This window comes from Proteus sp. STS61-E, from assembly GCF_040932335.1.
GTDB lineage: Bacteria > Pseudomonadota > Gammaproteobacteria > Enterobacterales > Enterobacteriaceae > Proteus > Proteus mirabilis_B.
The window spans coordinates 727182-743227 of sequence record NZ_JBFQGE010000001.1; the positions used below are offsets into that span (position 1 = coordinate 727182).

The 16046-nt window shown below is 38.4% G+C and carries 18 protein-coding genes; 13 read left to right on the top strand and 5 right to left on the bottom strand.

Annotation, left to right across the window (positions count from 1 at the left end; genetic code table 11):
- Window positions 1-125 precede the first annotated feature (125 nt).
- From AB4J89_RS03400 to ahpF, 3 genes are all read left to right on the top strand, one after another.
- A complete protein-coding gene (locus AB4J89_RS03400; protein ID WP_349474187.1) occupies window positions 126-776 on the top strand; it encodes a hypothetical protein in 651 nt (216 codons plus the stop codon).
- Between the two features lie 280 nt (window positions 777-1056).
- Entirely contained in the window at window positions 1057-1620 is a 564-nt protein-coding gene (ahpC, locus tag AB4J89_RS03405) for an alkyl hydroperoxide reductase subunit C (protein ID WP_006536680.1), read from the top strand.
- Between the two features lie 70 nt (window positions 1621-1690).
- Window positions 1691-3256, top strand: coding sequence for an alkyl hydroperoxide reductase subunit F (gene ahpF / locus AB4J89_RS03410; protein ID WP_109402331.1), 1566 nt, complete (start codon window positions 1691-1693; stop codon window positions 3254-3256).
- Between the two features lie 131 nt (window positions 3257-3387).
- Here the strand turns inward: ahpF and AB4J89_RS03415 are convergent, their stop codons facing one another.
- Both AB4J89_RS03415 and AB4J89_RS03420 read right to left on the bottom strand, forming a co-directional pair.
- Window positions 3388-4377, bottom strand: coding sequence for a tyrosine-type recombinase/integrase (locus AB4J89_RS03415; RefSeq protein ID WP_123822141.1), 990 nt, complete (start codon window positions 4375-4377; stop codon window positions 3388-3390).
- 66 nt (window positions 4378-4443) lie between these two features.
- Window positions 4444-4743 carry a helix-turn-helix transcriptional regulator gene (locus AB4J89_RS03420; protein WP_123822140.1) on the bottom strand — a complete coding sequence of 100 codons (300 nt, stop codon included), beginning with the start codon at window positions 4741-4743 and terminating at the stop codon, window positions 4444-4446.
- Between the two features lie 101 nt (window positions 4744-4844).
- Between AB4J89_RS03420 and AB4J89_RS03425 the strand changes: the two genes are divergently transcribed.
- Together AB4J89_RS03425 and AB4J89_RS03430 are read left to right on the top strand one after the other, a co-directional pair.
- Window positions 4845-5105, top strand: a complete 261-nt coding sequence (locus AB4J89_RS03425) for a Cox family DNA-binding protein (protein ID WP_099432912.1) — start codon at window positions 4845-4847, stop codon at window positions 5103-5105.
- Entirely contained in the window at window positions 5102-5302 is a 201-nt protein-coding gene (locus AB4J89_RS03430; RefSeq protein WP_368468063.1) for a hypothetical protein, read from the top strand. Before AB4J89_RS03425 ends, AB4J89_RS03430 begins: the two co-directional genes overlap by 4 nt.
- 161 nt (window positions 5303-5463) lie before the next feature.
- Here the strand turns inward: AB4J89_RS03430 and AB4J89_RS03435 are convergent, their stop codons facing one another.
- Window positions 5464-5739, bottom strand: coding sequence for a hypothetical protein (locus tag AB4J89_RS03435; RefSeq protein ID WP_123822138.1), 276 nt, complete (start codon window positions 5737-5739; stop codon window positions 5464-5466).
- Between the two features lie 203 nt (window positions 5740-5942).
- Here AB4J89_RS03435 and AB4J89_RS03440 point away from each other — a divergent pair, with 203 nt between their 5' ends.
- The 7 genes from AB4J89_RS03440 (at window position 5943) to AB4J89_RS03470 (ending at window position 11900) form a co-directional block, all read left to right on the top strand.
- Window positions 5943-6338, top strand: a complete 396-nt coding sequence (locus AB4J89_RS03440; RefSeq protein ID WP_368468065.1) for a DUF5347 family protein — start codon at window positions 5943-5945, stop codon at window positions 6336-6338.
- 67 nt (window positions 6339-6405) lie between these two features.
- Window positions 6406-6612 carry a DUF2732 family protein gene (locus AB4J89_RS03445; RefSeq protein WP_223878651.1) on the top strand — a complete coding sequence of 69 codons (207 nt, stop codon included), beginning with the start codon at window positions 6406-6408 and terminating at the stop codon, window positions 6610-6612.
- A complete protein-coding gene (locus AB4J89_RS03450; protein ID WP_123822136.1) occupies window positions 6605-6826 on the top strand; it encodes a TraR/DksA family transcriptional regulator in 222 nt (73 codons plus the stop codon). The genes AB4J89_RS03445 and AB4J89_RS03450 overlap by 8 nt, the downstream gene beginning before the upstream one ends.
- A 1-nt stretch (window position 6827) precedes the next feature.
- Window positions 6828-7655 carry a DNA adenine methylase gene (locus tag AB4J89_RS03455; RefSeq protein WP_368468068.1) on the top strand — a complete coding sequence of 276 codons (828 nt, stop codon included), beginning with the start codon at window positions 6828-6830 and terminating at the stop codon, window positions 7653-7655.
- Window positions 7655-7978: a DUF5405 family protein gene (locus tag AB4J89_RS03460; RefSeq protein WP_109397520.1), complete on the top strand. Its 324-nt coding sequence runs from the start codon at window positions 7655-7657 to the stop codon at window positions 7976-7978. The genes AB4J89_RS03455 and AB4J89_RS03460 overlap by 1 nt, the downstream gene beginning before the upstream one ends.
- On the top strand, window positions 7978-10353 hold the full coding sequence (locus tag AB4J89_RS03465; protein ID WP_368468070.1) for a replication endonuclease: 2376 nt from the start codon (window positions 7978-7980) through the stop codon (window positions 10351-10353). Before AB4J89_RS03460 ends, AB4J89_RS03465 begins: the two co-directional genes overlap by 1 nt.
- 32 nt (window positions 10354-10385) lie before the next feature.
- Window positions 10386-11900 carry a hypothetical protein gene (locus AB4J89_RS03470; protein WP_368468072.1) on the top strand — a complete coding sequence of 505 codons (1515 nt, stop codon included), beginning with the start codon at window positions 10386-10388 and terminating at the stop codon, window positions 11898-11900.
- A gap of 375 nt (window positions 11901-12275) precedes the next feature.
- Here the strand turns inward: AB4J89_RS03470 and AB4J89_RS03475 are convergent, their stop codons facing one another.
- Window positions 12276-13304, bottom strand: coding sequence for a phage portal protein (locus AB4J89_RS03475; RefSeq protein ID WP_368468074.1), 1029 nt, complete (start codon window positions 13302-13304; stop codon window positions 12276-12278).
- Window positions 13304-15058 (bottom strand): terminase ATPase subunit family protein, encoded by a 1755-nt coding sequence (locus AB4J89_RS03480; protein ID WP_134736419.1) that lies wholly within the window; start codon window positions 15056-15058, stop codon window positions 13304-13306. Before AB4J89_RS03480 ends, AB4J89_RS03475 begins: the two co-directional genes overlap by 1 nt.
- Before the next feature lie 174 nt (window positions 15059-15232).
- Here AB4J89_RS03480 and AB4J89_RS03485 point away from each other — a divergent pair, with 174 nt between their 5' ends.
- Window positions 15233-16042, top strand: coding sequence for a GPO family capsid scaffolding protein (locus AB4J89_RS03485; RefSeq protein WP_368468076.1), 810 nt, complete (start codon window positions 15233-15235; stop codon window positions 16040-16042).
- Window positions 16043-16046: the final 4 nt, after the last annotated feature.

A 16046-nucleotide genomic window follows, 5' to 3' on the forward strand; every position in this document is an offset into this window, starting at 1 on the left:
CTTTTCTCTATTAGGTAACTGATTTTACTCGTGCCATTGTTTTATTTCCTGCCATAATCGGTCTAACGTTTACAGACCTTAAATAGCGTATTAAGTACGGATGATAGTTATCAGGAAATAATTCAATGTCTTTCTATATACAAAACAGTAGTTCAAATAACGATAAAACCGACAAGAAAAATAGAACAAAAATACTATTAATAGGCTTAGCCTTAATTCCTACATTTGTATTTGCTAATGATCTTTCTCAATTGCCACAAAAAGAGCGCGTAGCTTACTTCACTCAGGCTCAGCAAGCAGGGATCACAGGTATTGCAATTAAAACCAAGCCAGTTCTAGCAAGACCAGCTAAAGAAGGTGAGATCATCACAACTATAATTAAAGGTGAAGGAGTTGAAACAGTTTCAGAACCAGCAAAAAAAGGTGATTGGGTAGTACAAAATATTTGCCCAGAAACAGGTAATGAGGAGATCTTGGTAAGAAAAGCTAAATTTGCCCAGCGTTACAATACCGCAGAAAAAAGTGAAATTAATTTAGCGTCTTATCCTAGTGATTATCAGCCTTTTACCCCCAAAGGCGTTGAGATGAATTACTTTATCGTACCTGACTCTACACCTCCATTTGCAATGAAGGCACCTTGGGGAGAATTGCAACGTTTTCAGTCGGGCGATGCGGTTGTGCAATCCACAACGGACAACCAAGATGTTTATCGTATTCAAAAGGCAGCATTTGAGTGTACTTACACTATTCTAAAGCCTGCAAAATTAGCACAGTAATATTGAGTTTATCTATAATGGTTGGATATTAATTTTATAATTCATTAGGTTATAATTTTTACGTTACTGAAGCTAAAGCTATTAAACAGAGAGTAGGTTAATCGAATGTAGGTACAATTTACTTGTTGTGCATTTGCTTTAATAGCTACATTTCGTTAACCTATCTCTATCAATTTCTTCAACTCATTAGGTAAAACCTATTGAACTGATAGCAGGAATGTATTAGCTATTCTCAAGTGGAATAGGTACATTAGACCCATACCAAACAGGAGGAAATACAATGTCTTTAATTAATACCCCAATCAAACCATTCAAAAACATGGCATTTAAAGACGGTCAATTCGTAGAAGTGACTGAAAAGGATGTCGAAGGCAAATGGAGCGTTTTCTTCTTTTACCCTGCAGACTTCACTTTCGTGTGCCCAACTGAATTAGGTGACTTAGCTGATCATTATGCTGAGTTCCAAAAAATGGGCGTAGAAATTTACTCAGTTTCTACTGACACGCATTTTACCCATAAAGCATGGCACAGCAGCTCAGAAACTATCGGTAAAATTAAATATGGCATGATTGGCGACCCAACTGGCGCATTAACTCGTAACTTCGAAAATATGCGTGAGAACGAAGGTCTTGCAGACCGTGGTACTTTCGTTGTTGACCCACAAGGTATCATTCAAGCAATTGAAATCACAGCTGAAGGCATTGGCCGTGATGCATCAGACCTGCTGCGTAAAGTTAAAGCTGCTCAGTATGTAGCTAGCCACCCAGGCGAAGTTTGCCCAGCAAAATGGAAAGAAGGTGATGCAACTTTAGCTCCATCACTGGATTTAGTTGGCAAAATCTAAATAAGAATTAAGCCACTAAAAAAGTTATTTATCGGGTGTTTCGGCACCCGATTTTATTGAGGGTGCAAAAATGTTAGATAATAATTTAAAAGCTCAATTGAAAGCTTATTTAGAACGATTAACCCAGCCAGTTGAGTTAGTAGCAACATTAGACGACAGCAAACATTCTGCTGATATCCAAGCGCTATTAAAAGAAATCGAACCATTATCCGATAAAGTTACTTATCGTGAAGATAATAACGCTAATGTACGTAAACCATCTTTTCTTATTACCAACCCAGGGAAAGAAACAGGTGTTCGCTTTGCGGGCTCACCATTAGGTCATGAGTTTACTTCTTTGGTTTTAGCATTACTGCAAACTGGTGGTCATCCATCAAAAGAAGCACAAGAATTACTTGAACAAATTCGTCAGTTAGACGGTGAGTTTCATTTCGAAACCTATTATTCGCTCTCTTGTCATAACTGCCCTGATGTTGTTCAGGCATTAAACTTAATGGCGATTTTAAATCCGAAGATCACACATACTGCGATTGACGGAGGCATGTTCCAAAATGAAATTCAGGAACGTAATATCATGGGCGTTCCTGCTGTATTCTTAAATGGTAACGAGTTTGGTCAAGGTCGAATGACCTTAGCTGAAATCGTTAACAAAGTAGACAGCAATGCAGAAAAACGTACTGCAGAATTGTTAAACCAGAAAGATGCGTTTGATGTATTAATTGTGGGTAGTGGTCCTGCGGGTGCATCAGCCGCTGTTTATTCAGCTCGTAAAGGTTTAAATACAGGTCTTATTGGTGAACGTTTTGGCGGCCAAGTTCTGGATACTGTTGATATTGAAAACTATATCTCAGTACCGAAAACCGAAGGTGCAAAACTTGCTGGTGCATTAAAAGCCCATGTTGATGATTACCAAGTGGATGTGATTGATAGCCAAACTGTTAGTCGTTTAATTCCGGGAGCATCAGAAGGGGAATTACACCAAATTGAAACAGCATCAGGCGCAATTTTAAAAACCCGTAGCTTAATTATTGCAACAGGTGCTCGCTGGAGAAATATGAATGTTCCCGGTGAAAATGAATATCGTACTCGTGGTGTAACTTATTGCCCACACTGTGACGGACCTCTGTTTAAAGGCAAAAGAGTTGCTGTTATTGGTGGTGGTAACTCAGGTGTTGAAGCTGCGATTGACTTAGCTGGCTTAGTTGAACACGTAACAGTATTAGAATTTGCTCCAGAAATGAGAGCAGATGCGGTATTACAGAAAAAATTACGTAGCTTAGGTAATGTAGAAGTTATCTTAAATGCACAAACTACAGAAGTGTATGGTGATGGCACTAAGTTAACTGGTCTAAAATATAAAGATCGCACTAATGATTCTATGCACGATATTGCATTAGCAGGTATTTTCGTTCAAATCGGTTTATTACCAAATACACAGTGGCTGGAAGGTACTGTTGAGCGTAATAAGATGGGCGAAATTGTTGTTGATGCTCGTGGCGAAACCAATATCAAAGGTGTATTTGCTGCCGGTGACTGTACAACAGTTCCTTATAAGCAAATCATTATTGCTGCTGGTGAAGGTGCAAAAGCCTCATTAAGCGCATTTGATTACTTGATTCGCACGACTGCAAAATAAGTAAATTAAAGATAATCAATGGGTTATAGAGAAAGGCATCTTTTTTAAGATGCCTTTTTTTGTACACAAAACCATCAAAAAGGGCTGAAAAGTGCCCTTAAGTGTTCAAGTGTGGACAATATGTGGACACTCTAAACCAGTAATTCTGTGCTACCTTTCAAAGGGTTATATTGAATGGCATCTTGTAAGAAGTCTGGCGCGAAGTGTGCATAGGTCAACGTTTGTTGCAAATTAGTGTGTCCTAAGATGCGTTGTAACGTAATAATACTTCCGCCGTTCATCATAAAATGGGTGGCGAATGTATGGCGCAATGCGTGGGTTGCCTGACCTAATGCCATACTTGGTTTCACTTTTTTAATTGCTCTACGAAACATGTGATAAGACGTTTCAGTAAAGAGCAATCCTGATTTCTTTGTACAAATCATGTCAGCAACAGCTTGGGAAATTGGCACAATTCTTGGCTTATTGGTTTTGGTGTACGTAAATCTCACCTTATTTTGGATCACATGTTCACGTTTTAGCTTGAGCGCTTCGCCCCAACGGGCGCCAGTGCTTAAACAGAGAACGGCAACTTTTAGGTTGTCACCTTCCAATAATGCTAATAATTGCTGAATTTCATTATCTGTTAGATATGACATTTCAGTCGTTTGCTGTTTTAACCGTGATATCCCTTGAACGGGATGTTTACTTAAAAAGAAATCCGTTTTTTTAAGGGCCGTAAACATACCGCTGAGTGCTGAGATATCTCTATTTATCGTTGAGGCTTTTATACCAGAAGCGAGCCTGAGTTCACGATAGAGTACCAATTGCTTATCGGTTAATTGGCAAACAGGGGGATTATTCAGTGATTCAGCAATACGTCTTACCCTTAGATGCGTCATTTTTCCATAAGGTGTATTTTTGCCGAACACTTCCCACCAAATATCAATTAAATCACTAAGAGGGCGAATATCGGTTGATGTTTCTACCCAATCTTTTGTTTGCTGATTAGCCAGTGAATAACGTTCAAATAAAATAGCTTCTTGCTTCTTTTCAAAGCGTCGTCTGATCCGTTTTCCGTGACGGCCAGCCGGTCTAATGTCCACTTCATATTGACCATTTTCGAGTTTCTTAATTGTCATAAGAAAGCCCTCCAATGGAACAAATGCTTTGCGAATCAATAAATTCGCAAAATGCTTGATGTATTGTTATCCAATTTTCTTGTCTGAGTGGGATGATTGCGTGCTGTCTTGCCCATTGTGTGCGAGTGCCGGTGCGATTTGCCCAGCATCAGGATTAACTTCATCGAACATAAACCAGTCTCGATATTTCCTGAATACTTTGGCTGAAAAGATTTTCACGCCTGATTCAAACGTCATTTTCGATTTGTCACTTTCATAGCCGTGGTAGGTTGCATAATTTAGCCCAACCAAATCAGCGAGTTCCCTTTTTGTCATCTGTTCGGAGTTACGCATTAATCGTAATTTCTCACCTTGCGATCTTGACATTATGTGGAGTTCTCCATATTGTATCGAGTATTAGATATTTCCTTGCAATGAAGCAAAGAGTACGAAAGCGCTATAAAGCGCCTGACATAAGAGGGTAGCAGATGAGAGAGAAAATCGTAAGTCTGTCAGATGGCGTGACTGAGGAAAAATTTGCTGAATTAATCGGTAAGCCGGCGAGTGCAGTTGCAGATATGCGTAAAGCAGGAAAGTTACCCATTATTCAAATGAAAAGACCAGGTTCAAGTAGAGCTGAAAACTATGTTTATCTGCCTGCATGGAATAACGGGTTAAAGATGGCTTATGAATCTTTACCAAAAGAGATGCGCGACGGTTGGTTAGTGTGGTTAGGGCTGAAATCATGATACGACAAATAACTGAGCATAGTTTTATGTATCGTGGCTTTACGATTATTAAGTTACCACGAAAAGCAATGAACCCAGTTACTCGTTATCACGTTTGGTTAGATGATCAGTCATTCGGTAAGTTTGATGCAATGGCTGAGGCGGTTAAATATATTGATGGGTTACAGAATGAAATATATTCAAATGATAATGTTTGAATCAAATAATAAAACTTATCTTATTTCTGAATCTGATGTTGTCTCTAATTATCCAGTGAGAGCATTAAAATGTGATTGTTTAATAACAAAATCAGGAAGGGAATATAACGCCACCAATATAAAAAAAGTTTATTTAGATGATATTGATGGCATTTTGAACATCAAATAACAGGTGCTTTTGAACGGTAATGTTGAGCTAGTGCTTTGCATTCTTCAAAAAATTCATTGGCATCATAATGATCATCACCATATACAGAGTATTTTTCTAAGCATTTTTTTATTGCTAGATCAAAAGGAGTTCCATTAACAAAAGTGCCGTCAGGAAGTTCACTCATTACGGCAATGAGTAACTCTTGTTGTAGTTTTATTTTGAAATTAAGTTCTTTAAGCGCATTAACAATAGGTTCTAACTCTTGTTGGATAGGTGTTTTTATCATTACTTAATATCTCCATGTAATAGTGAAAATATGAGGATAAAGAAGATGAATGAATTGGTAAAGCAAAGAAATAAATACAAACTAAACAGTGAATCTTTTACTAATAAAAGTAAAAAGTATTCAAAAGCTGATAAAGCAACACTGGTTTTATGTGCCATTGTTATTGTTTCGTTTCTTGTGAAAGTTTCTATCTAGGTGTTGTTATGAATGCCGCGGAGCTTATTCGAGCAAGAGAGCAACTACAAGGCAATGATGATTTTTATCAGTCTAAAGTTGTAAAGCACTATCGTAATGATGGTCTTTCATTTGATGAGCGAGTCAGTGGTATGAATAAAACAGCAGAAGTTAGGGCTGATTTATTAAGTAAGTTAAATAAAAATAGTGATGATATTTTGATTGGTGAGTTTCTTGATTATTTAAGAAATGAAAATAATCGTATATATCAGATGATTTATTACCTTGCTGAGATAGAAAAAGAAAAGAGCGGAATAGATTATTTATTATTAAAGAGGAAAGATAAAATAAAAATAATTAATGCACTTCACCAAATAAAAGTATTGAGCGCATTAATTCCGAATAAATTAGTAATACCTATTTAATTACACCTAAAAACAAATGGCATTTATTTGTCAGGGCTTTTTATATCTGATTATCAGAGGTCTGATTATGTCTAAAGAAAGTGATGTAACCGATTTAATTAATGCCGTTCGAGAAGATGAAAGAAAATCTCGGGCGGTTCTTTTTTCTGCCCGTTTACGCAAATTAGCATCAAAAGCACTAAGTGAACGAATGGAGCCTTCACAAGTATTTCAATTATTAGAAGGTGAAGCCGAGTCTATCGAACATCAAGCACAGGAATGGAATTATGTCTAAAGAAATGGATTTAGCCTGTGAACAATCACAGTTATTACTTGATAAACAAATAAAAGCAGTAACAGGGCGTTACGTCGGTGTATCAGCGTTTGAATGTGAAGATTGCGGTCGTGAAATATCCGAAAAACGCCGTATTGCGGTAATGGGATGCACCCGCTGTGCAGATTGCCAAACGGTGTACGAGTTGAAATCTAAGCATTATCGGAGTGTGTGAAATGGCGAATAAAACCATTCTTAAATGGGCTGGCTCAAAAGTTCGCATCATGGATAAATTAATCCCACATTTGCCAAAAGCAAAGCGCTTAGTTGAGCCGTTTGCAGGCTCTTGCGCGGTTATGATGAATACGGAATATAACGAATATTTAATTGCTGATGCCAATCAGGATTTAATTAGTTTATATCGTAATGTCGTAGAACATACTGAAATTATGGCACGTAAAGAGTTCTATGTGTGGGAAGAAAATAATCATAAAAATGATTACATTTCTATTAGGAAATTATTTAATTCAATTAAGGTATTAGATAAAAGTGAATGTAATAAATATATACAGTCCGCAAGATTTCTATATTTAAATCGTCATTGTTTTAATGGTTTATGTCGATATAACAATTCGGGTGAATTTAATGTGCCATTCGGAACATATGCCCGTGTTTATTTTCCAGAGGAAGAAATTAGGCAATTTGCTGAAAAAGCCGTTAATGCCATTATCGCCTGTTTAGAATGGCAAGATACTTTGTCACTCGTTGATTTCGGTGATGGTGTTTATTGTGATCCTCCATATATGGGTGATGAGAAATGTTTTACTAAATATCATCACACTGATTTTACTCATGCTCATCAAATTGAATTAGCTCAAGCGTTAAAAATATTAAATCAATCACAAGGTAACCCGATTACCGTCTCTAATTCCATTCACGCCAAAGAGCTGTATGCCGATCTTGGTTTTCTTATTCACGAGATTGATGCGCCTCGTTCTATTTCTGCCAATGGAAACCGCCAATCAGCCAAAGAAATTATTGCTGTTTTGCCGGAGGTGTGCTGATGGAACAGGGCTATGTTGATATTCAAGATCCAAAAAATGGGGTGCATATCACTGGCACCCGTTTTGCTATCGTTTATTGGAAAAAACAATTCGGATTAATTGAAGTCACTGTTATTGATGGTCGTGTGCGCCGTGAAGTGATTGCGTGGTATGACTCTGCGGTAAATGTGACGGCTGGCGTTGTTGGTGCGCATGTGAGTCGTGTTATTTGTGCGGAAATTAAGTCTATCTCTGAATTGATAGAGATAATGACTCACGTTGCTAAACTGTGCGAAACAGCCATTGAAATTATTGATCCGAAACGTTTAGGCGGTGTGCTGTAATGGCTAGCCGTCTGATTGATTTTTCTCAGCCTCCTGTTTCTTATCCTGCTGATATGCAATGGACATATTGGTGGAATGGGAAACAGCATGAGCCTGTTGTTTATGAAAGACCGCTTACCCGTGAGCAATTGGCTCAGGGGCAAGCGATTTTATTCGATATTGAAAAGTTACCTCGCTTTCTTAAATCCCGCTTATTTAAATACATCGAACATCTTAGAAAAGAAAAAACACCTAAAGAAGTTCATAACTGGTTGGTATTTAAGTTTCATAAAAGCGTCTATCAGCGTTTGTTATCTGTTAATGCTCGGTATGGTTTAACAAAAGATAAGCGCCAATTCTTATTAGATAGAGATTTTGATCAAGCCATGTTTTTTAATCGCTTGCCCGATGCGCATGACAAAATATTGCGCCACATGGCGAAGACATTCGCTGATGCAAGTGACAACTTATTTGCTGAATTAGCTGATCAGGCAATTGCTGAAAATAACGGTGATCGTGAGGTTTTACTTAACTTAAAAGTGATTAACCCTATTTACCAACAACTAGGACAGTTAATTACCTATTTGCATGTAACGCCGTTGTTTTGGGGGAAGGCTCAAAAAGGGAAATTAACACCAGAAAATGCGTTATCTGGATTAAACCGGTTAGCAGATGAAAATTGGTGGCTTAAAAAGTTAAAGGCTCATCGTCAACGTTGGCGTGAGTCTTTGCATATTGCCTTTGGTGATGTGAATTCAGACAAGACGCCTTACGCCAGTAAAAATGCAGTCCGTGAAGTTAGAGCGCAGCGTTTAGCAAACATGAATTATCTTGAAATGATGGATATTCAAGATGTTGAAACGGGTGATCGCTTTGATTTAATGGAAAAAGTATTAGCGAGTATCGCTAACCCTAAAATTCGTCGCATGGAATTAATGGCGCAAGCAGCAGGTATTCAAAAAGTTGCAGAAGAACGGGGTGATATAGGTTTATTTATCACCTTAACCACGCCTTCAAAATACCATCCCACCAAGCAAATTAACGTTTCTAAAGATGAGAAAAAGAAAAAAGTTCTCATTAACGAGAAATGGAATAACAGCGCATACACTCCGAAAGACGGTCAACGTTATTTAGTGAGGGTATGGGCAAAAATTCGCACTGCCTTTAAAGATAAAGGCATTAACTATTACGGGATCAGAGTTGTTGAGCCACATCATGACGCTACACCGCACTGGCACATGATGATGTTTCTGGATAAATCTCAACGTGCATCAGCGATTGAGATCATGCGTAAGTACGCCCTTGAAGAAGACGGCGAAGAACGGGGTGCAAAGAAACACCGTTTTGAAGCGAAGCATTTAAATAAAGGCGGTGCGACGGGTTATATCGCTAAATACATTTCAAAAAATATCGATGGTTATGCGTTAGAGGGCGAGGTTGATGACGAATCGGGAGAGTTATTAACCGAAGTTGCATCAGCCGTTACTGCGTGGGCGTCTACTTGGCGTATTCCTCAATTTCACATGTTTGGCTTGCCGTCTAAAGGCGTATGGCGTGAATGTCGCCGTGTTCGTGGTGTGAGTATCGCTGATAAGTTGGGTGATATAGCGGAAAAAGTAAGGGCGTCTGCCGATGCAGGAGATTTCGCCGCTTATATCGAACACCAAGGAGGCCCTAACGTTAAGCGTAACCTACAAACATTATTAGTTGCTCGTACCGTTGCAGATGAGCCGAATTCTTATGATGAAGAAGTGATGCGCGTTATTGGGCTATGTTCACCATTGAAAAGCGGTGATTTAGTAAAAACACGTGAGCGTCAGTATCGTTTAGTCCGTAAATCTAAGCAGGATATAGAGGCGATTGAGCATAAGCGTAAGTTAGAAACGGGTCGGGTTTTGACTTTAAAAAGCGCGATCAGCGCGCCTCGGAGTCCTGTCAATAACTGTGGATCGGGCAGTTCACCCGATATTAAAAACCCACACAATAGCGGCTTAAAATCGCCAGTATGGGGGATTTCTGAGCCTGAATATTTCGACCTGCATTCAAAATATAGCGATTGGGATAAATCATTTGGTGAGGTTTTAGAGCATAAAAAGGGGCAACGAATAATTTCAACAGTGTCATTAAGTGAAAATCAGGAACGTTTGATACCTGAATTCAAAGCTTTTGCCGAAAAAATGGGATTGGATTTACCACCAGACACAATGTGGTCAATGGTGATGAACGGTATGCGCCTGAGTTATGGCGATGAAGTGATTTGGTTTGAGAATGGGAAGATTCAAATTTCATCAACGAAAAGCGAAAAAGTTAATTTTGAGGAAGTGAAAAGAAAAAATATTGAAAAAAGGAGAGATAGGATTATGGATAAAGTTAATAAGTTAAGAGAAAATAATTAAGAAAAATTGATTTAACTATATAAGGTAATAGTATGTGGCGTTTTTTAGTAGGATTAATATTTATAGGGGTGTGTGCTGGAGTTTATCTATGGGTTGTTTATGATCCCAAAGTGATCAATATAATTGAGTTATACACAGGAATGGGAGTCATATTTTCTAGTATTGGATCCATTGCAACAGTGTTTGTTTTTCGTAGCACAGCTCAGGCGACGAAAAATGCAATTAAAAGTGTCGAGATAGCAGAAAAAAACCTAAGAGAATCCAAAGAATATAATAAAGAAACACTAAAGATAGCAGAAACATCTTTACAATCATCATTAGAAAGTAGTCGAAAAGATGATTTTATTAAGCAGTTTTCTCTATTAATAGAACAACATGATAAATCTCATAAAATAATGATGGAAAACTTGAATCGTTATAAAATAGATAGTTCACTTCCTAATAATATCATGTGGAAAATGACAATTAATCAAGCATCAAGTACCTTATATTTGAATTATAAATTTAGCCCTTATATGAGAATGTTATTTAGAGTTTTAAAACATTGTGCTGAAAATTTCTATATGCAAGGTGATTCTGATGAAGTGATCAAAGAAAAAAAGAAATATACATCAATTGTAAGAAGTGTTATTCGAAACGATGTTTTGTATTTCGTAGCAATAAATAGCAAAAATGAAAATAATATTTTTGAAGATTATCGAAAATATTTAGAAGACTTCGATTTTTTTGAACATTTAAATGTTAATGATATAGGAGATACAATATTATTTTCTACTAGTGAGTTTTATGAGCAACCGTATGATTCTAAAGATTATAGTGAAAATAAAATTAATTTATTTATTTCTAATGTTATAAAAAAAGAATTAAATGAAATTATAAATGAAAACATAGGGTTTGAAGGTTTTTTTCTTGATGAGAAAAATGATAATTCAGAAGGTGATTCAAGTGATATTTTATATTCATTTAATTATGAATTGGCAAAAAATTATGATATTAAACAATATAATAAATATAAAAAAGAAATCGAAGGTTTAATTGATTATGAAAGTGAGTTATTAAAGTTATGGACTAATAATTTTAATGAATCTGACACTGCTTGTAATAGGGAGTTTTTTTTATTTACTTACGAAGGTGATATATACTACAAATTTAAACCAAACAAATTGGATAGAGCGCCATTAAAGACAAGCGATATTTTAAGATTAATAATAGAAAACAAGCTCGAACATAATAATTTTAGAGAGTATATGGGTAATGAAACAGGTTTGGAAAATAATATATTTCTAATTTCAAAATATATACATTATGATAATAATAAATTAACACGTAATATGTTTTTAAATACGGAAGAGATGTATGAAGAGTGTAAATTATACATTGCTAGTGAAACTAAAAAACGTATTGCTAATAGAAAAGATGAATTATTAATAAGAGTAAGAAAAAAGATTATATGTGAAATGAACAAAACTTCACTGATAACAGAAAGTGAAGAAAAATTTGTCCTTGATAAGGATAATAAAATAGTTTTTGAAGACAAGAATAGCTGAAAAAATCATGCAACAAAGTGTAAAAAGCGCAAGATCAAAAAAGGATCAAAGTTTCTCGAAGGCGCCAGATATCACAGGCTTTTGTGGCACTCATGCAGGTGCATAAAAAGAGGTCAATTTAGTGCGCGGGCGTGGCGGGGTCACGATTGCGTTTTGAGGGGGGTGAAAACATTATTGCTCGCAAATTTCCAGCGCATAGAGCGATTAAAACAAGATAAAGTTATCTAGGTATCAAATAAATTACGTACGCTTAAAATAGATTACAGGCGTATTTAATACGGATTTGAGAGGGTGGGGATTAGGCGGATTCGCCTTATACCTTACAGGTAAAAAAATACCGCCAGTGTCGGCGGTATTGTTCTTTGTGCGGTGAGGTTACTCATCATCTAATGTGTACTTATCAAACTTAATCACTTCTTCACCTAGCCAATCATTAATCTGTAATATCTTGCTTTGCAGTGGCGCCAACTCATTACGAAAGAAAACCTTTGCCGCTTTTTCTACGTCACCAAAGCCACCGGTATTCTGTGGAATGATCCCCATCATTTGAGGCGGTACACGGTGTGCGGCTAACATATCGTCACGGCTGACATTCTTGATATTCATAAATTCATCTTTTGCTGCAATCTCACTTAGTGGAATAACTTGTACGCCGTCTTTCTTGCCGTTCGGAGCATTGATAAGTAAATTACGAAAATTGCCGGGGCCTTTGGAATTTTTCATTGCATCACGAATTTTATCAATATCACTTGGCGTTTGTGAGGCATCACTAATGTATAAAATAAATCCCGCATGGCTTCCATTACGATAATACTTAACGCGGAACAGGGTAGCCGCTTCATTCAGTAGCACTGACATAGTAGACGCCAGATATTCCGGTAACCCGTATAACTCTTGATTTAAATCGGGTTCATATAACTGAAACACGCTACCGGGTTTAAACTCATAAGGTTGTGAGTCATAGCCATAGCGTACAAACCAGTAGCTATCATCGACAACACCACGGCGGGTATATTTTGCTAACGTTGGTGTGAGTTTTAATAAATTACCCACCATATTATTACGCCGTTCAAGATAGGCATTGCCAAAAGTTAAGAAGTCGAGAGCAAATCGGCTAAAGTCTAACTTAGATAGAAAGCGGGTAGGTTGGAAGGTACTCACTAAGATATTACGTTTCACATAAATCGCACTGCTATGATGGGGTGTAGCACGAAATAGCTTTGATAATGCGTCAAAACTAATCGGTGGCTCGTACCAATTATCAACTTGCGCACATTCCAGATAATCAAAGATTTCTCGTTTATCTAACACCGGAACAGGACTATCGAAGGTAAAGGCTTCCATACCGTTATTGGCGGTTGCCGTTTGTTGTGCTTTAAAACTTTTTTTATTTTTACGGCTCATCAATAAATCTCCACAATGTTATTACTGTTCTCGGTGGTGCCAGTTAACGGTTCGTTGAAAAGGGCGTGCATCGTTGCCCATGCAAGGTCAGCATGTCCGCTTTCTTCACTGCGTGAGGCTTCATAAGTAGGGCGGTTACCGCTTCCGGTGGTCGTACGGCGAATGGAAGTAAAGGATTGAATGATATCAACGCACTGCGCATCGAACTCTAAACGTCCGTGACTAATCACGTCATAAGCTTTAATGACTAAAGCATTTTTGACATTCGGGTTATAAATAAACTCACGCGCAGCAGGAAAAAACTGAATGACATTCTGATAAACCCCATGCCCTAAGCCGGTGGTATCAATCCCCATATATTCCACATAGAAACGTTCGGTGATTTTTTTTATGGCATCGGCTTGTGCGCGAAAATCCATGCCTCGCCATTGATGGCGTTCTAATATGCGGAATTTCCCTCCGGGTACTTTCGGCGGAGCGATAACCACACAACCGGCACTATCACCATTTTCACCGCCTTTGCTGGGGTCGTAACCTACCCAAACAGGATTATAGGCATAAGGGCGAAGGGCTAACGGTTGAATGTCATCCCACACCTCCCAACTATCCACCATGCAATTTTGCATCATGTTAAAGTTGAATAGAGATTCGATATCATCCATAAAGTGACACATAAGCAGGTTGTTATATTCGTCTGGGCTATACTCTTTTTTGAGTTGCTCTAAATCGAATAAATCACAACCGCCCCGCAACGCATCTTCAATATTGACGATTTGTCGCCACTGCCCATCCTCACATAAACGCCCATTCACTAACGCTTCATGTGAGATATCAATATCAACACGATCTTCTTTTTTGCGTCCGCGATTATACAGCTTGCCCGACCAAAACGGGTACGCTTCATGGCTCATGGTTGACGGTGTTGAAAAGTAAGTTTGTCGCCAATGTTTTTGTATTGCCATACCTGAAGTAACTTTGCGTAACTCTTGAAACTTGGGTATCCAAAAGGTTTCATCAAGATATAAATTGCCGTGATAACTTTGTGCTGTGCGGGCGTTAGTGCCGAGGAAATAGAGCGTTGCACCGTTACTTAACATCAGTGGGTCGCCTTTTAATTCAACATCAACCTCTAATGCCATTTTGATAATGTATTCACGGAACATATAGGCTTGCGCTTTACTGGCGGATAAGAAAACTTGATTCCGTCCAGTAGTCAGGGCATCAATAAAGGCTTCACGGGCAAAGTAAAACGTTGCGCCGATTTGACGGGATTTTAAAATATTACGGATGCGGTGATGACCGGCGCGATACCACACCTTTTGATATTCAAATAACGTATTGCGAAACTCATCTTCTAATTTTTCGATTTGTTCTTCTGAAAAGAAGTTTTTCTCTGGTTGACGGCGTTCGCCTTTATTGCGGTTAGCAATCTTAGGGTTTAGGTCAGTTTCATTGCCACCGTTTTGATATTTTCTGATCCGTGCCATGCGTTCAAGTTGACGCCCTAATAAGTCGATTTCTTTAAAATCTTTGCCTTCTTTGCTCTCTTTTAAAATCAGATTGCAATAACGCGCTTCAACGGTTAACTCTGCGCGTTCGGTTGGGTTGATTTCATCCCAATTATCACGGCGTTTCCAACTGTGAATAGTGGACGCCTTTTCGCCTAGCGATTCCGCTATGCGGGCAATGCGGTAACCTGAAAAATACAGGTGCATTGCTTTTTTTCGGTTATCAAATGTTTCGGTAATAGCCATTGCACAATCACTATTTCTTGCTTAAGTTACGGCTAGTCTATTGACCGAGGATCACCGATTCGCTTCATTCCCTTTGTGCCATTTCTCAAACAAACCTTATCCATTGTTTAACGCCCCTTTTAACCGACAACATACAGACCAACGAATAAACGGATGCAGTCTGGAGTAGTGTGCATGTCGAAGAAATCAAAACCGGTTCGTCTTTGTGTTGAAGGGGCGACAACGGACGGGCGTCGAGTTGACCGCGAATGGTTAACCCAAATTGCGAAAAACTTTGATCCCGCGGTTTATGGTGCGCGGGTCAATATCGATCACTATAACTATTCATGGGCACCACGCTTTGGTGATGTGGAATCGGTGTATACCGAGGAAATCAAAGAAGGGGCACTGGCAGGTAAGTTGGCATTATACGGTGTGATCAATCCGACACCTGATTTAATTGAACTCAATAAAAAACGTCAAAAAGTTTATACCTCTGTCGAAATTAACCCGAGTTTTTCAGATACCGGTGAAGCCTATCTGGTCGGTCTTGCAGTGACTGATAACCCCGCGAGTTTAGGCACTGAAATGCTGCAATTTAGCGCCAATGCACAAAGTAGCCCACTTTCAGAGCGCAAACAAAGCAAAGATAACGTCTTTACTGCCGCAGAAGAAACGCATTTCGAATTTACTGACGAAAAACCAGAAAGCGATAAGCCGGGACTTTTTAGCGTCATTAAAGAGATGTTTTCTAAAAAACAACACAGTGATGATGCGCGATTTACCGATGTGCATCAGGCAGTAGAGCTGTGCGCCAAAGAAGTGCAAACCCTTTCAGCAGAAATTACCGCATTAAAAAGCGCCGATCAAAGCGAGGCGGTAAAAGCGCTCACGCAACAACTCACGGAATTAAAAAACCAATTTGAAAATACAGACGCCTCGTTCTCACATCGTCCGCCGGCAACGGGTGGCGAAAATAACGGCGAAGTGCTGACGGATTGCTAAGGTA

What these genes read in the sequence shown, in the direction of transcription:
- AB4J89_RS03420 (WP_123822140.1), bottom strand. Translation starts at nt 4,743, where the DNA reads ATGTCAAGATCGCAAGGTGAGAAATTACGATTAATGCGTAACTCCGAA.
- AB4J89_RS03465 (WP_368468070.1), top strand. Translation starts at nt 7,978, where the DNA reads ATGGCTAGCCGTCTGATTGATTTTTCTCAGCCTCCTGTTTCTTATCCT.
- AB4J89_RS03460 (WP_109397520.1), top strand. Translation starts at nt 7,655, where the DNA reads ATGGAACAGGGCTATGTTGATATTCAAGATCCAAAAAATGGGGTGCAT.
- ahpC (WP_006536680.1), top strand. Translation starts at nt 1,057, where the DNA reads ATGTCTTTAATTAATACCCCAATCAAACCATTCAAAAACATGGCATTT.
- ahpF (WP_109402331.1), top strand. Translation starts at nt 1,691, where the DNA reads ATGTTAGATAATAATTTAAAAGCTCAATTGAAAGCTTATTTAGAACGA.
- AB4J89_RS03455 (WP_368468068.1), top strand. Translation starts at nt 6,828, where the DNA reads ATGGCGAATAAAACCATTCTTAAATGGGCTGGCTCAAAAGTTCGCATC.
- AB4J89_RS03450 (WP_123822136.1), top strand. Translation starts at nt 6,605, where the DNA reads ATGTCTAAAGAAATGGATTTAGCCTGTGAACAATCACAGTTATTACTT.
- AB4J89_RS03475 (WP_368468074.1), bottom strand. Translation starts at nt 13,304, where the DNA reads ATGAGCCGTAAAAATAAAAAAAGTTTTAAAGCACAACAAACGGCAACC.
- AB4J89_RS03445 (WP_223878651.1), top strand. Translation starts at nt 6,406, where the DNA reads ATGTCTAAAGAAAGTGATGTAACCGATTTAATTAATGCCGTTCGAGAA.
- AB4J89_RS03440 (WP_368468065.1), top strand. Translation starts at nt 5,943, where the DNA reads ATGAATGCCGCGGAGCTTATTCGAGCAAGAGAGCAACTACAAGGCAAT.
- AB4J89_RS03425 (WP_099432912.1), top strand. Translation starts at nt 4,845, where the DNA reads ATGAGAGAGAAAATCGTAAGTCTGTCAGATGGCGTGACTGAGGAAAAA.
- AB4J89_RS03485 (WP_368468076.1), top strand. Translation starts at nt 15,233, where the DNA reads ATGTCGAAGAAATCAAAACCGGTTCGTCTTTGTGTTGAAGGGGCGACA.
- AB4J89_RS03435 (WP_123822138.1), bottom strand. Translation starts at nt 5,739, where the DNA reads ATGATAAAAACACCTATCCAACAAGAGTTAGAACCTATTGTTAATGCG.
- AB4J89_RS03400 (WP_349474187.1), top strand. Translation starts at nt 126, where the DNA reads ATGTCTTTCTATATACAAAACAGTAGTTCAAATAACGATAAAACCGAC.
- AB4J89_RS03415 (WP_123822141.1), bottom strand. Translation starts at nt 4,377, where the DNA reads ATGACAATTAAGAAACTCGAAAATGGTCAATATGAAGTGGACATTAGA.
- AB4J89_RS03430 (WP_368468063.1), top strand. Translation starts at nt 5,102, where the DNA reads ATGATACGACAAATAACTGAGCATAGTTTTATGTATCGTGGCTTTACG.
- AB4J89_RS03470 (WP_368468072.1), top strand. Translation starts at nt 10,386, where the DNA reads ATGTGGCGTTTTTTAGTAGGATTAATATTTATAGGGGTGTGTGCTGGA.
- AB4J89_RS03480 (WP_134736419.1), bottom strand. Translation starts at nt 15,058, where the DNA reads ATGGCTATTACCGAAACATTTGATAACCGAAAAAAAGCAATGCACCTG.